The 13,623-nt window shown below is 70.5% G+C and carries 14 protein-coding genes and 1 riboswitch; of the genes, 9 read left to right on the top strand and 5 right to left on the bottom strand.

Annotation, left to right across the window (positions count from 1 at the left end):
• Positions 1–264 precede the first annotated feature (264 nt).
• On the bottom strand, positions 265–1,821 hold the full coding sequence (locus tag CGZ93_RS04705) for a fatty acyl-CoA synthetase (RefSeq protein ID WP_094363002.1): 1,557 nt from the start codon (positions 1,819–1,821) through the stop codon (positions 265–267).
• 89 nt (positions 1,822–1,910) lie between these two features.
• Between CGZ93_RS04705 and CGZ93_RS04700 the strand changes: the two genes are divergently transcribed.
• Positions 1,911–2,774: a sensor histidine kinase gene (locus tag CGZ93_RS04700; RefSeq protein ID WP_094363001.1), complete on the top strand. Its 864-nt coding sequence runs from the start codon at positions 1,911–1,913 to the stop codon at positions 2,772–2,774.
• Between the two features lie 15 nt (positions 2,775–2,789).
• On the opposite strand, the gene CGZ93_RS18765 is transcribed toward CGZ93_RS04700, so the two are convergent.
• The 4 genes from CGZ93_RS18765 to CGZ93_RS04680 are packed head-to-tail and all read right to left on the bottom strand — an operon-like array spanning position 2,790 to position 5,499.
• The gene (locus CGZ93_RS18765; protein WP_171197317.1) at positions 2,790–3,389 is read right to left on the bottom strand and encodes a histidine phosphatase family protein; all 600 of its coding nucleotides are present in this window, start codon (positions 3,387–3,389) and stop codon (positions 2,790–2,792) included.
• Complete coding sequence (locus CGZ93_RS04690; RefSeq protein ID WP_094362999.1) at positions 3,386–3,883, bottom strand: SixA phosphatase family protein; 498 nt, start codon at positions 3,881–3,883, stop codon at positions 3,386–3,388. The genes CGZ93_RS18765 and CGZ93_RS04690 overlap by 4 nt, the downstream gene beginning before the upstream one ends.
• Positions 3,884–3,936: 53 nt before the next feature.
• The gene (locus tag CGZ93_RS04685; RefSeq protein WP_094362998.1) at positions 3,937–4,989 is read right to left on the bottom strand and encodes a TRM11 family SAM-dependent methyltransferase; all 1,053 of its coding nucleotides are present in this window, start codon (positions 4,987–4,989) and stop codon (positions 3,937–3,939) included.
• Positions 4,990–5,499 carry an inorganic diphosphatase gene (locus CGZ93_RS04680; protein WP_407643927.1) on the bottom strand — a complete coding sequence of 170 codons (510 nt, stop codon included), beginning with the start codon at positions 5,497–5,499 and terminating at the stop codon, positions 4,990–4,992.
• 114 nt (positions 5,500–5,613) lie between these two features.
• Between CGZ93_RS04680 and dacB the strand changes: the two genes are divergently transcribed.
• From dacB to CGZ93_RS04640, 8 genes are all read left to right on the top strand, one after another.
• The gene (gene dacB, locus CGZ93_RS04675) at positions 5,614–7,047 is read left to right on the top strand and encodes a D-alanyl-D-alanine carboxypeptidase/D-alanyl-D-alanine endopeptidase (RefSeq protein ID WP_094362996.1); all 1,434 of its coding nucleotides are present in this window, start codon (positions 5,614–5,616) and stop codon (positions 7,045–7,047) included.
• A 24-nt stretch (positions 7,048–7,071) separates the two neighbouring features.
• Positions 7,072–8,100, top strand: coding sequence for a zinc-dependent metalloprotease (locus CGZ93_RS04670; RefSeq protein ID WP_094362995.1), 1,029 nt, complete (start codon positions 7,072–7,074; stop codon positions 8,098–8,100).
• Entirely contained in the window at positions 8,100–9,053 is a 954-nt protein-coding gene (gene tilS / locus CGZ93_RS04665) for a tRNA lysidine(34) synthetase TilS (protein WP_094362994.1), read from the top strand. Before CGZ93_RS04670 ends, tilS begins: the two co-directional genes overlap by 1 nt.
• A gap of 4 nt (positions 9,054–9,057) precedes the next feature.
• Positions 9,058–9,609, top strand: a complete 552-nt coding sequence (hpt, locus tag CGZ93_RS04660) for a hypoxanthine phosphoribosyltransferase (protein ID WP_094362993.1) — start codon at positions 9,058–9,060, stop codon at positions 9,607–9,609.
• Between the two features lie 20 nt (positions 9,610–9,629).
• Positions 9,630–9,695, top strand: a riboswitch (guanidine-III (ykkC-III) riboswitch).
• A gap of 10 nt (positions 9,696–9,705) precedes the next feature.
• Positions 9,706–10,020 (top strand): DMT family transporter, encoded by a 315-nt coding sequence (locus CGZ93_RS04655; protein WP_094362992.1) that lies wholly within the window; start codon positions 9,706–9,708, stop codon positions 10,018–10,020.
• 85 nt (positions 10,021–10,105) lie between these two features.
• Entirely contained in the window at positions 10,106–12,169 is a 2,064-nt protein-coding gene (gene ftsH, locus CGZ93_RS04650; RefSeq protein WP_094362991.1) for an ATP-dependent zinc metalloprotease FtsH, read from the top strand.
• A gap of 2 nt (positions 12,170–12,171) precedes the next feature.
• On the top strand, positions 12,172–12,909 hold the full coding sequence (locus tag CGZ93_RS04645) for a cobalt-precorrin-6A reductase (protein ID WP_094362990.1): 738 nt from the start codon (positions 12,172–12,174) through the stop codon (positions 12,907–12,909).
• Complete coding sequence (locus CGZ93_RS04640; protein ID WP_094362989.1) at positions 12,906–13,508, top strand: mismatch-specific DNA-glycosylase; 603 nt, start codon at positions 12,906–12,908, stop codon at positions 13,506–13,508. The genes CGZ93_RS04645 and CGZ93_RS04640 overlap by 4 nt, the downstream gene beginning before the upstream one ends.
• The last annotated feature ends 115 nt before the right edge of the window (positions 13,509–13,623 follow it).

Raw genomic sequence — 13,623 nt, 5'->3', positions numbered from 1 at the left:
ACCGACCGAGGGTCGAGTGTACCGGAGGGGCGCGGCGGTCGACAATCGAATCTGGCTGGCGACCATGATCATCGATGAGGGCCGGTGACGTCTGACCTGCAGTCTCTCCGGGCGGCGGGTTTGAAACCCAGTCCGACTGGGTTTGATCATGGACGATTTCGGAGACTGCAGGTCAGACGTCACGGCGCTTGGTTTGTGACTTGGCTTCGACAGGCTCAGCCAGCGTGGGGGTGGCTTCGACGGGTTCAGCCAACGTAGGCCTGCTCAGCCGGCGGAGGGGCGGAGTTCGCGTTTGAGGATCTTGCCGGAACCGTTGCGGGGGAGGGAGTCGGCGAACTCGATCGACTTGGGCACCTTGAACGGGGCCAGCCGCTCCCGGGCGTAGGCGGTGAGTTCCTCGACGGTCACCTCGCCCTTGGGGACGACGACGGCGTGGATGGCCTCGATCCACTTCGCGTCCGGTACGCCGATCACGGCGGCCTCGGCGACGGCGGGGTGGGAGAACAGCGCGTCCTCGACCTCGCGGGAGGCGACCATCACCCCGCCGGTGTTGATCACGTCCTTGATCCGGTCCACCACGAAGATGAACCCCTCCTCGTCCATCCGCACCAGGTCGCCGGAGTGGAACCAGCCACCGGCGAACGCCTGCTCGCTCTCCTCGGGCTTGTTCCAGTAGCCGGTGCACAGCTGAGGGGAGCGATAGACCACTTCACCCGGCTCGCCCACCGGCACGTCAACCCCCGACTCGTCGACCACCCGTAGCTCCACCAGCAGAACCGGCCGCCCCGCCGAGTCCGGCCGTTCGGCGTGCTCCTCGGGCCGCAGCACCGTGGCCAGCGGCGCGATCTCGGACTGCCCGAAGCAGTTGTAGAACCCCGAGTTGGGCATCTTCTGCTGCAGCCGCTCCAGCACCGGCCCCGGCATGATCGACGCGCCGTAGTAGCACTTCTCCACCCCGGCCAGGTCGAGCTCGTCGAGCGACTCGTGGTTGGCCATCGCCACCCACAGCGTCGGCGCGGCGAAGAAGGACCGGTGCCCGTCGCGCGACAGCCGCTGCAGCACGTCGGCCGGGTTGGGCGTCTCCAGGATCGTGTTGGTACCGCCGATCGCCAGCGACGGCATCACGAATACGTGCAGCTGCGCCGAGTGATAGAGCGGCATCACGTGCAGCGGGTTGTCGTCCGGTGCCAGATCCAGCGCCACCAGGCAGGAGAGATATTCCGAGACCAGCGCGCGGTGGGTCATCATCGCGCCCTTGGGCTTCGAGGTGGTGCCGGAGGTGTACAGCAGTTGCACCAGGTCGGCGTCGTTCACCTCCGGCAGCTCGTCGGGGAGGTCGCCGCTGCGGACCACGTCGAGGAAGGTCCCTTCGACAGGCTCAGGGAATCCTTCGACTCGCTCGTTCCGCGCTCGCTCGGGGAGCGTTTGGGGGCGCAGTGGCACCACCGGACCGGACCACACGCCGTCCAGGTTGCCGGCGAGGGCGGGGTCAGCCAGCACGATGGACGCCCCCGAATCCTCGATCAGATAGGACAATTCGCCACCGGTGAGCGCGAAGTTCAGCGGCACGTGCACCAGTCCGGCCCGGGCACAAGCCAGGAACGCGATCAGATAGGCGTCCGAGTTCTTCCCGTACGCCGCCACCCGATCTCCGCGCGACAACCCCTGCGACAGCAGGTACGCCGCCCCGCGGCTCACCGCCTCGTCCAGTTCCCGATAGGTCCACTGCCGATCACCGAACCGCACCGCGACAGCCTCCGGCGTACGCCCGGCGCTGCGGCGCAGCACCCCGTCGACGGTGCTGCTTCGTGGGTCGATCATGAGTTCCTCCTCAGGACGCGGGCGGCCACGCCCCAATCTAGAAGCCGCGGCCGCGACTGGATAGCCTCGGGAATCATGGAGTGGCTGCGATGAGTCCGATTCTGGCTGGCGTACTGGGACTGCTGATCGGGTTGCTGCTCGGCGGGGCGGGGGCGATCTTCTGGCTGCGGCCGCGGCTGCTGGCGGCACAGGCCGAGCTGGCCCGTGGTGAGGGCCAACGCGCGGAGCTGACCGCCGACCTGGCCGACCGCGACCAGCAGCTCGCCGACGCCGACCGGCGTCACGACGAGCTGGTCGGTCAGGCGGCCGAACAACTGCGCGCTCCGCTCGCGGTGCTCGGCAGCGAGCTGCAGGCGCTGGCCCCGGACGGTGACGACCCGCACCGCAGTGCTGCCGAGCGAGAGGTACGCCGGATCAACCGGCTGGCCGGCGACCTGACCACCCTGGCCAAGGTGCAGCGCGGCGACCTGGAGCTCGAGTCCACCGAGGTGGAGCTGAAGGCGCTGCTGACCGAGCTGACCGACCGACTGCGCCCGCAGTTCGAGGCCGCCGGCGGGACGCTGAGTCTGCTTCCCGGCGGCACCGCACGGGTGTACGCCGACCGGCGTCAGCTCTCCCAGGTGGTGATCAACCTGCTCGGCAACGCCCTCCAGGCGTGCGCCGACAAGCCGACCCCGGAGGTGATCGTCGGGGTCTCGCGGACCAGCATCGACGGCGCGCCGGTCGGCCGGATCACCATCACCGACAACGGCTGCGGGCTGTCGGCCGAGGAGTCCGAGCGGGTGTTCGAGCGGTTCCACCGTGCGCCGGGCTCCCGGCCTGGTCCCGGTGCGGGGCTGGGCCTGACCATCGCCCGCAGTGTGGTACGCGCCCAGGACGGCGAACTGCGGCTCAGCTCACCCGGGGTCGGCCGCGGCGCCACCGCCACGCTCACCCTCCCGCGAGCCGAGTGAGGCCAGTCAGGCGAGTCAGTCGCTGAGGCGTACGTCGTGCCAGCGGTGGCACCACCAGCGATCGCCGTCCACCGCCACCTCGACCACGGCCCCGACCGGCAGCGGATGCTCACGCACGAACGGGAGCGCCAGGTTGTCACAGTGCCGGGTCAGCCCGAGCTGCAGAATCCCGCCGTGGGAGACGACCAGGCTGGTCTCCCCGCGAGCGCCGTCGGCGATCTCCTGGATCACCTCGACGAACCGCCGATCCACGTCCGCCCCGGACTCGCCATAGAGCGTGGGCCCGAGATCGCCGATCAACCAACGCCCGAACACCTCGTCGGCCTCCGCCTGGGTGGCCGGCTGGCCCGGCATTTCCTCCTCCGGCAGCAGAAACTCGCGCAACCGGTCGTCGGGGCGGGAGATCAGCTTCAGCCCGCGGGCCAGGATGGCGGCGGTCTGCTCGGCGCGCAGCATGGTGGAGGACCACAGTCCCGCCAACCGCTCCCCGCGGAACTCGTCGGCCACCACGCCGGCCTGGGCGCGACCGGCCAGGGTGAGGGAACGCGGGAGCGCCTGATCCGCCTCGCCGTGGCGTACCAGGAGCAACCGGGCCGCACACTGCAGATCGCTCACCCGCGCCACACCTGACTGAGCCGGCCGCGGGACAGCTCCGACCACGGGCCGTCGACCTCCAGCACGGACAGCGTCGCGGTGGGATAGCCGCGCGCGATCGCCGCCAGCGCAGTGGGCTCGGAGTCGCCCTCGTCGGCGAGATCGTGGGCCAGCGTGGGTACGCCGGGTGCGTGCCCGACGACCAGCACCACCCGCGCCGAGTTCTCGCTCTCGGTGACGTGGCCGCGGATGGTGTCGGAACCGGCGTTGTACAGCTCGGCGACGAACTCGGGCTCGCGCTGGTTGAGCAGTTCCGCGGTCTGCCGGGTGCGCAGGGCGGGGGAGCAGATCAGGCGGTCCGCGCGGATCCCTTGCTCGGTGAGGAATTCGCCGACCCGGCGGGCCTGGTCACGGCCGGCGTCGGTGAGCGAGCGGTGCTCGTCAGAGCGGCCGGGCGCGAAATCCTCGGCCTGGGCGTGGCGCAGCAGCAGGAGCAACTTCGGGGTGTCGGACATCCGGGCCTCCTCGGTTGGGGCGTCCCCTCGAGCCTAGACGGCCACCCGTCCGCTCAGGTGGCCGGCTTGCGGGCGACCATCAGATCGCGGTTGATCGAGGAGTCCACCCGGTGCGAGAACTCCAACCAGGGTTGGCCCTGACAGACCTCGAGGCCGGCGCCGGTGAGCATCGCTGCGAGATCCTCCCGGGGCAGGCCCAGGGTGTTCCAGCTCAGGCCCAGCGCGCCCCCCGGTGCCAGTTGCCGGGACCAGCCGGGGATGGATTCGCGGAGCAGGCCCGCCGGGGAACGGTCCCGCTTGCCGGCCACCCCGACCACGTCGGAGCGCGACCCGTCCCTCGACCCGGGCGCTTCGCGCCCTGCTCGGGAACCGTGCACCACGCCGTAGGGGGCGTCGGTGACGATCAGCTCGAAGCGCCGCTTTCCGAACAGGGCTGGGGAATTCCGCGTGTCGCCGGTGAACACGGTGAGCTGGGCGCGGCGACCACCGGGCAGGGTGGCCGTGGCGTCGAACCGCTTGCCGAGCGACTTGCCGTCGCGGCGTACCGGAGTCGTGTCGGCGGTGTGCTTGAGTCGCTTGCGGCGCAACCAGGTCTTCCAGAACGCGGCCATCGCCTCGACCGACTTGGTGTCGGCCTCGACCCCCGCCGCGTCCAGGCCAGCGGACCAGGCGACGGAAGCAGTGGTTCCCCGCCCACACAGGGGATCCAGCACGGTCCAGGGGCGCTCGGGTGACGCGGTGACCTGGGAGAGGGTGACGTTCAGCAGCAGCCGGGTGAACTGCTCGTTGGTCTTGCCCTGATATTTCGGGATGGTGACGAAGTCGTCGTCCAGCTCGTCAACCTCGGGCAGCGCGATCGGGCGGAGGAAATCCTCGCCGACAACTTCGAAGAGGGCGAGGCGGGCCGACTGGCGGGCCAGCGTACGGAGCAGCCCGTCATCCGCCTCGGGCACGTCGAGGCCGAGGTAGTCGACGCCGGCGATCCGTTGTGGAGCAACGGAATCCAGCCCCGTGCAGACCGCCAGTTCGGCGGCGGCCAGCCGGTCCGCCGAGCCGGCGTACACCCGGTTGGCGGCCGGGGAGAGCAGCAGGAGCAGCCGCATCAATCAGATCAGCTTGTGGTGGTGCTCGAAGGAGGTCCCCTTGGCCCGCTCGAAGCTCTTCTGGATCTCGGCCTCGGCGTCGACGCGGCCGGCCCAGGTGGCGCCCTCGACGGACTTGCCGGGCTCCAGATCCTTGTACACGGTGAAGAAGTGCTCGATCTCCAGCACTGAGTGGGTCGGCAGGTCCTCGAGATCCTGCAGGTGGTCGCGGCGGTGGTCGTCGGTGGGGACGCAGATCACCTTGTCGTCACCGCCGGCCTCGTCGGTCATCCGGAACATGCCGATCGCCCGGCACTCGATCAGGCAGCCGGGAAAGGTCGGCTCCGGCACCAGCACCAGCGCATCGAGCGGATCGCCGTCCTCGCCCAGGGTGCCTTCGATGAAGCCGTAGTCCGACGGGTACTGGGTGGAGGTGAAGAGGGTGCGGTCGAGCCGGATCCGGCCCGTCGCATGGTCGACCTCGTACTTGTTCTTCTGCCCCTTGGGGATCTCGACGGTGACGTCGAAACGGATGCCCTTGGGCGGTTCGGACGCGTTCTGACCGCCCGGAGCCGAGTACTCTTCAGTCACCAGTGACCCTCTCTGTGTGTGTACGCCGCAGAGCCTACCGCGACCTCCGGGAGTGCGATGCCCACCAGCCCCAGCGCAAAACTGATGCTGCGTTCGGGGTTGCTGGTGCTGGTGATCGTGCTGATCGTGCTGGGTCTGGCCACCGGGTTGATCCAGTCGACCGCCCGGCGCGGGCTCTATGCCACGGGGCTGTGGGTGGACGGCGGAGCCAGCACCATCGACCCGAGCATCTTCGACCGCGACGACGGCCCCGCCGCGCTGCCACCCAAGCCGGCCGCACCCGTGCTGCCCGAGAGCAGCCCGCAGCCCGGCAGCAACCCCGCCCGCGTCGCCGAGCGGATCAACGCGGTCGGGCCGGTCGGCGGGCGCATGCTCGGCCGGGTGGTGGACGTGGCCAGCGGGCAGGAGTTGTACGCCCGGGAGGCGACCGGGGCGGGTACCCCGGCGTCCACGCTCAAGACCCTGACCAGCCTGGCGGCGCTGGAGGCGTACGGACCCGCGCACCGCTTCCGCACCACCGTGCGGCGGGACTCGGCCAACCCGGGGCGGGTCTATCTGGTGGGCGGCGGCGACCCCTATCTGCTGGCCGGGGAGCCGGTGGGCGGCAACGAGTCCGTGCTCACCCTGGCCCGGCGTACCGCTGAGGCGTTGCAGACCGCCGGGCCGACCGGTCCGGTCGAGGTGGTCACCGACGCCAGCTATTTCGGCGGCCCCACCTGGAATCCGGAGTGGATCCCCGCCTATCACGACTATGTGGCCGACACGACCGCGCTGTGGGTGAACGGGGCCCGGCGTACCAACAACTCGATCGGGCCGCGCGAGGCCGATCCGCCCCGGGCGGCCGGGAACGTGTTCGCCAATGAACTGCGCCGCCTCGGCGTCCCGGTGACCACCGTCAGCGCCGGGGTCGCCCCGCAGCCGGCCGCCGAGGTCGCCGGCGTGGATTCGCTGCCGCTGGAGAACATCGTCGAAGAGGTGCTGATCCACTCCGACAACGACGCCGCCGAGGTGCTGTTCCGCCACGTCGGGCGCAGCGGTGGGCGCGGCGGTTCGCTGGCCGACGCCCAGGCCGCGAGCCGGGAGATCCTGACCCGGCTCGGCGCCTGGAGCGAGGGGATGCGCCAGGTAGACGGTTCGGGGCTGGCCCGCAGCAACCTGGTCAGCCCGACCGCGCTGACCCGGGCGGTCCAGCTGGGCGTGGCTCCCGACCAGCCGAAGTTTCGCGCCCTGGCCACCGGGATGTCGGTCGCCGGTGTCGAGGGCACCCTCGGCGGCCGGTTCGTCGAGGAGGGCACCGCGCCGGGCCGCGGCCTGGTCCGTGCGAAGACCGGCACGCTGACCCAGGTGCACACCCTTGCCGGTTATGTCCGCGACGCCGACGGGGCGCTGTTGGCGTACTCGTTCATCGTCAACGGCGACCCTGATGACTATGGCACCCGGGTGTGGCTGGACCGCGTCACCGCGGCGGTGGCCAGCTGCGGTTGCCGCTGAGACCGGACGCGTACGCTCGAACCCATGACCGCCACCATCGCGCTGCCCCCGATCGACTGGGACGCGGCCACCGCGACCGGCGCCCGGCTCGTCCCGGTCGGCCCCAGGGTCACCCCCGGTGAGGCGGCCCAGCTGGTCGCCGAGCTGCGCGAGTGCGCCGTCCGCGCCCAGCCGCGGGTCCGCGAGACCGCGCGGATCGACGCGCCGACCGACACCGCGCCGGTGCTGGTGGTCGACCGGGCCAGCTGGGTCCGCGGGAATGTGGAGTCGACCCGGGGTTTGCTGGGTGGGTTGGGAGCCCCCGAGGACGGCACGAGCGGGTTCAGCGCGCGGGCCAGCGGGGCCGAGCTGGGCAGCGTGCTCGCCTGGTTGGGGACCAAGGTGCTCGGTCAATTCGACCCGTTCCACGAGCCCGCCGGCCGGTTGCTGCTGGTGGCGCCGAACGTGCTGCACGCCGAACGCCAGCTCGGCGTCGACCCGCACGACTTCCGGCTCTGGGTGTGCCTGCACGAGGAGACCCACCGGGTGCAGTTCACCGCTCATCCGTGGCTGCGCGAGCACCTGCGCGCCGAGGCGACCGGGCTGCTTCACAACCTGGACCTGACCACCCCCGCGCTCACCGACCTGCTGCGTCGCCTCCGCGAGGACGGCAACAACGTCACCCTGCTCGACCTGATCGGTCCGGACGCCGCAGCCACCCGCGGGGTGATCGAACGGGTCACCGCGGTGATGTCGCTGCTCGAGGGCCACGCTGACGTGGTGATGGACGAGGTCGGGCCGGCCGTGGTCGGTTCGGTGAGCCAGATCCGCCGCCGGTTCGAGCAGCGGCGCACCGGTCGCGGGGTGGACCGACTGGTCAGACGGCTGCTCGGGCTGGACCTCAAGCTGGCTCAGTATCGCGACGGCGCCCGCTTCTGCCGAGCGGTGGTCGACCGGGTCGGCTTCGACGGGTTCAACCGGGTGTTCGCGTCCGCAGAGGCGCTGCCCACGCTGGCCGAGATCCACGACCCGGGCGCCTGGCTGCGCCGCCAGGGATTCCCGGGGGTCGGCTGATGGCGAAGAAGGAACTCGGTCCGGCGATGCTGGAACTCGTCGCCGCCGTCGAGCGGGCCGTCGGCGAGCGCACCGCACCACTGCTGGTCGGCTGCTCCGGCGGCGCCGACTCGTTGTCCCTGGTCGCGGCCACGGCGGTGGTGGCCCGGCGCCGCGGCCTGCCCGCCCGCGCCGTAGTGATCGACCACGGGCTGCAGGAGGATTCGGCGGCCGGGGCCCAGAAGGCCGCCTCCCGTGCGGAGAAGGCGGGGTTGCCGGCCGATGTGGTCAAGGTCGAGGTCGGCGGGGACGGTGGCCCCGAGGCCGCCGCCCGGACCGCTCGGCACGCCGCCCTGGCCGCCGTCGCCGACGAACTCGGCGCCCTGGTGCTGCTCGGGCACACCCTCGACGACCAGGCCGAGACCGTTCTGCTCGGGCTGGCGCGTGGCTCGGGTTCCCGCTCGCTGAGCGGGATGGCGCGGGAACGGGACTGCTTCGTGCGGCCCTTCCTGGGCGTACGCCGGGAGGTCACCGAGGCGGCCTGTGCCGAGGTCGGCACCAAGTTCTGGAACGACCCGCACAACTCCGACGACGCGTACGCCCGGGTGCGGGTGCGCAAGAAGGTGCTGCCGCTGATGGAGGACAAGCTGGGCCCGGGGATCGCCGAATCGCTGGCCCGCACCGCCACCATGCTGCGCGACGACTCCGACCTGCTGGAGCGGCTGTCCCGGGAACAGGTCCCCGACTCTGCGCTCGCCGACCCGCTGCCGGTCGGCGACCTCCCCATCGAACCGGCCCTGCGCCGGCGGGTGCTGCGGCGCTGGCTGACCGCGCAGGGGGCCGAGCAGCCGGCGTACCAGCACGTGCTGGCGGTGGAGGCGCTGATCACCGACTGGCACGGCCAGAAGTGGGTCGACGTGCCCGGGCTGCGGGTGGGCCGAGGTGAAGATCAGTTGCTGGCTCTGCCAGACTGACCCCGTGGATTCCGGACACATCAGCAGCGACCTGACGAACGTTCTCTTCACCAAGGAGGACGTCGCCAACCGGCTGGCCGAGTTGGCCACGGAGATCGACGAGACCTACCGGGACCAGGATCTGCTGCTCGTCGGCGTGCTCAACGGCGCGGTGATGGTGATGGCCGACCTGTCCCGGGCGATGAGCATCCACTGCTCGATGGACTGGATGGCGATCTCCTCCTACGGCTCGGGCACCCAGTCCTCCGGCGTGGTGCGGATCCTGAAGGACCTGAACACCGACATCTCCGGGCGGCACGTGCTGGTGGTCGAGGACATCATCGACACCGGGCTGACGCTGAGCTACCTGATCTCCAACCTGCGCTCCCGCGAGCCCGCCAGTCTGGAGATCATGACCATGTTCCGCAAGCCGGAGGCCGCCGAGAACGCGGTGGACGTGAAGTGGGTCGGTTTCGACATCCCGAACGAGTTCGTCGTCGGCTACGGGCTCGACTATGCCGGGAAGTATCGCAACCTGACCTCGGTCGGCACCCTGTCCCCGCACGTCTACAGCTGACGGTTTGTGCAATCCTTCACCGAGACCTGCGCAGTGCGGGTCCCGGACGAGGGGTGTCGTACCCGGCCCTGACAAGACGACACCGCAGGAGTCGTCATGGCATGGATCATTCTCGTTCTCTCCGGTGTCCTGGAAGCCGTCTGGGCGACGGCGCTCGGCCGCTCGGAGGGGCTGTCGAAACTCGGGCCGTCGATCGTCTTCGGGATCACCGTGGTGCTGTCGATGCTCGGGCTCGGGTTCGCGATGCGGACGCTGCCGACGGGCACGGCGTACGCCATCTGGACCGGTATCGGCGCCTCGCTCACCGTGGCGTACGCCATGGCCACCGGCACCGAGGCGGTCTCGCTGCTGAAGATCCTGCTGATCATGGGGATCGTCGGCTGCGTGATCGGGCTCAAGCTGCTGCACTGACCGCTGCCCGGCGGCGGATGATTCGGGCATCTTGGGATCGCCCGGGTAAGGTCTGAGTGCTCACTCGACGCAATTTAGGTAGGTCATGAACCTCTCACGCATCTTCCGCGGGCCGGTGGTCTGGATCATCCTGGCGCTGCTCGCGCTGCTGCTCATCCTGGACTTCGCCAAGTCCGTGGACGGGTACAGCGAGAAGCCGACCTCCGAGGTGGTCGCCACGATCAACGGCAACCAGCACCTCAAGGAGGTGACGCTGATCGAGGGGGAGCAGCAGATCCGGGTGAACGTCGACGACAAGACCAAGATCAAGGCGTTCTGGGTCGGCCCGCAGTCCGGTGCCCTGGCCGAGCGGCTGCAGCAGCGCGCCGACGCCAAGACCCTGGACGCGTGGTCGGTGAAGGTGCCGCAGCCCGGCTTCCTGAACTATGTGCTGCCGAGCCTGCTGCCGTTCCTGCTGATCGGCATCGTCTTCTTCTTCCTGCTCAACTCGATGCAGGGCGGCGGCTCGCGGGTGATGCAGTTCGGCAAGTCGAAGGCCAAGGTGGCCAACAAGGACACCCCGAAGACCACCTTCACCGACGTGGCCGGCTGTGAGGAGGCGATCGAGGAGCTCGAGGAGATCAAGGAGTTCCTGTCCGATCCGCCCAAGTTCCAGGCCGTCGGCGCCAAGATCCCCAAGGGCGTGCTGCTCTATGGCCCGCCCGGCACCGGCAAGACGCTGCTCGCCCGCGCGGTCGCCGGTGAGGCCGGGGTGCCGTTCTATTCGATCTCGGGTTCGGACTTCGTCGAGATGTTCGTCGGTGTGGGCGCCTCCCGGGTGCGCGACCTGTTCGAGCAGGCCAAGGAGAACGCCCCGGCGATCGTGTTCATCGACGAGATCGACGCCGTCGGCCGGCACCGCGGCGCCGGCATGGGCGGCGGCCACGACGAGCGTGAGCAGACGCTGAACCAGCTGCTGGTCGAGATGGACGGCTTCGACGTGCGCGGTGGCGTGATCCTGATCGCCGCCACCAACCGGCCCGACGTGCTCGATCCGGCGCTGCTGCGGCCGGGGCGATTCGACCGGCAGATCCAGGTCGACGCCCCCGACATGCACGGCCGCACCGAGATCCTCAAGGTGCATGCCCAGGGCAAGCCGATCGCCTCCGACGTCGACCTCAAGTCGGTGGCGCAGCGTACGCCGGGCTTCACCGGTGCCGACCTTGCCAACGTACTCAACGAGGCGGCGCTGCTGACCGCCCGCAGCAACCGGAAGTTGATCTCGCGGGCCGACGTCGACGAGGCGATCGACCGGGTGATCGCCGGACCGCAGCGGCGTACCCGGTTGATGAACGAGCGGGAACGGCTGATCACCGCCTATCACGAGGGCGGCCACGCGCTGGTCGCCGCGGCCATGCCCGGCACCGACCCCGTGCAGAAGGTGACCATCCTGCCGCGCGGGCGGGCGCTGGGTTACACGATGGTGATGCCCGAGGACGACAAGTACTCCTCCACCCGCGGTGAGCTGCTCGACCAGCTCGCGTACATGCTGGGCGGCCGGGCAGCCGAGGAGCTGGTCTTCCACGACCCGACCACCGGTGCCTCCAACGACATCGAGAAGGCCACCAACGTGGCCCGGGCGATGGTCACGCAATATGGCATGTCGGATCGGATCGGCGCGATCCGGCTTGGCAAGGGTGATTCCGAGCCGTTCCTGGGCATGGAGATGGGCGGGGGCGGCAACCGCGACTATTCCGAGGAGGTCGCCGGGATCGTCGACGAGGAGGTCAAGACGCTGATCGCCAACGCGCATCAGGAGGCCTTCGACGTGCTGCACACCAACCGTGAGGTGCTCGATGAGCTGGTCCGTCAGCTGTTCGAGAAGGAGACCCTGGATCGGCAGCAGGTGGCCAAGATCTTCGAGCCGCTGCAGCGCTGGCCGAAGCGTCCGGCCTGGACCGGGTCGCCGACCCGGCAGCCGTCCGAGGTGCCGCCGGTCACTCCGCCCCAGATGAAGGGCGACGACCCGCTGGCCGAGCCACCGCAGCCGGCTGGTGGCGTACAGCTGCCGCCCGGGCAGACCGGCAGTTCCAGTCATCTGCCGCCGAACGAGCCCGGCCGGGGTACGCCCGGTGACGAGGGCCCGCGCGGACCGCAGGTCTCCGGCTGAACATGGCCAGGGTGCTGGTCCTGGGCGGCACCGGCGAGGCCCGGGAGCTGGCCGTCCGGCTACAGGACGCCGGCGTGTCGGTGGTGTCGTCGTTGGCCGGCCGGGTGAGCAACCCGGCGCTGCCGGTGGGGCCGGTGCGGATCGGCGGCTTCGGCGGGCCTGACGGGATGATGTCCTTCTTGTGGGACGAGCGGTTCGACGCGGTCTGTGACGCCACCCACCCGTTCGCCGCGAGGATCTCCGGCAACGCCGTCGAGGCGTGCGCCGCTGCGGGCGTACCGCTGGTGCGGCTGGTCCGGCCCGGCTGGGAGACCCGACCGGACGCCCGGGACTGGGTGTGGGTGGACTCGATGGCCGAGGCCCCGGCCGCGATGGAGCTGCTGGGGGAGCGGCCGTTCCTCACCTCCGGTCGGCAGGGGCTGGACCACTTCGCCGGCTGGCGGAATCGCTGGGCACTGGTTCGGGTGGTGGAGCCGCTGGAGGCGGGGGTGTGGCCGGCGTGGACGGTGCTCGTCGGTCGCGGGCCGTTCACCCTGGACGGGGAGCTCGCGCTGATGCGGGAGCACGACGTGGAGGTGCTGGTCACCAAGAACAGTGGGGGTTCGCTGACCGAGGCCAAGCTGGCGGCCGCGGCCCGACTCGGGGTGGCGGTGGTGATGGTACGCCGACCCGCCGAGTCCGCGGAGGTGCTGGTCGGCTCGGTGGACGAGGCGCTGGCGCTGCTGCCGGGGGCGCGGTGACCCGGCGCTCCCCGCTCGGCGGTCGGCGGCCGCGGCGGGAGGAGCTGGCCAGTTTCGTGGACGCCGGCATCGACGACGTGATCGGCGAGCGGGTGCGACTGCTCGTGGTCGGCATCAATCCCGGGCTGTGGACCGCCGCGGTGAACGCCCCCTTCGCGCACCCGGCGAACCGGTTCTGGCCGTCCCTGGCCGCCGCCGGGCTGATGTCGCACAAGGTGGACGCCGCCAGCGGACTGAGTGAGGCCGACGAGGCGGAGTTCACCGGTCGCGGGCTCGGGTTGACCAACCTGGTCGACCGGGCGACGGTGCGGGCCGATGAGCTGTCGAATGACGAGCTGATCGCCGGTCGGGAACGGCTGGAAACCCTGGTGGGGAAGCTGAAACCGGCGGTGGTCGCCGTGGTCGGGATCACCGCCTATCGGGTCGCGTTCGGCGAGAAGAAGGCCGTGCTCGGGCTGCAGGAGAAGCGCCTCGGTGGAGCGGAGCTGTGGGTGCTGCCGCAGCCCAGCGGCCTGAACGCCCACGCCACCCTGCCGGTGCTCACCGACTGGTGGCGGCGGGTGGGGGCCGCGGCTGGGATCTTGCCCGGCAACCCCTGAACCGTCCCGCGACAAGGGGGAACGCCAGTATTCGTACGGGTGTCTGATAGTGTCAGTGGTGGTCTTTTGCCTTGGGTTCGGTGGCTGGCGCGTTGGGCGCTCTGGAGGCTCTCCA

Origin of the sequence: Enemella dayhoffiae (assembly GCF_002250625.1) — a bacterium.
GTDB lineage: Bacteria > Actinomycetota > Actinomycetes > Propionibacteriales > Propionibacteriaceae > Enemella > Enemella dayhoffiae.
The sequence above is the reverse complement of the archived record's forward strand: the minus strand, read 5'-3'. Positions and strand labels throughout refer to the sequence as shown.

Excerpts from the sequence above, each read along its gene's own strand:
- CGZ93_RS04705 (WP_094363002.1), bottom strand. The coding sequence starts at position 1,821 with ATGATCGACCCACGAAGCAGCACCGTCGACGGGGTGCTGCGCCGCAGC.
- CGZ93_RS04700 (WP_094363001.1), top strand. The coding sequence starts at position 1,911 with ATGAGTCCGATTCTGGCTGGCGTACTGGGACTGCTGATCGGGTTGCTG.
- CGZ93_RS04690 (WP_094362999.1), bottom strand. The coding sequence starts at position 3,883 with ATGTCCGACACCCCGAAGTTGCTCCTGCTGCTGCGCCACGCCCAGGCC.
- dacB (WP_094362996.1), top strand. The coding sequence starts at position 5,614 with ATGCCCACCAGCCCCAGCGCAAAACTGATGCTGCGTTCGGGGTTGCTG.
- CGZ93_RS04670 (WP_094362995.1), top strand. The coding sequence starts at position 7,072 with ATGACCGCCACCATCGCGCTGCCCCCGATCGACTGGGACGCGGCCACC.
- tilS (WP_094362994.1), top strand. The coding sequence starts at position 8,100 with ATGGCGAAGAAGGAACTCGGTCCGGCGATGCTGGAACTCGTCGCCGCC.
- CGZ93_RS04655 (WP_094362992.1), top strand. The coding sequence starts at position 9,706 with ATGGCATGGATCATTCTCGTTCTCTCCGGTGTCCTGGAAGCCGTCTGG.
- ftsH (WP_094362991.1), top strand. The coding sequence starts at position 10,106 with ATGAACCTCTCACGCATCTTCCGCGGGCCGGTGGTCTGGATCATCCTG.
- CGZ93_RS04645 (WP_094362990.1), top strand. The coding sequence starts at position 12,172 with ATGGCCAGGGTGCTGGTCCTGGGCGGCACCGGCGAGGCCCGGGAGCTG.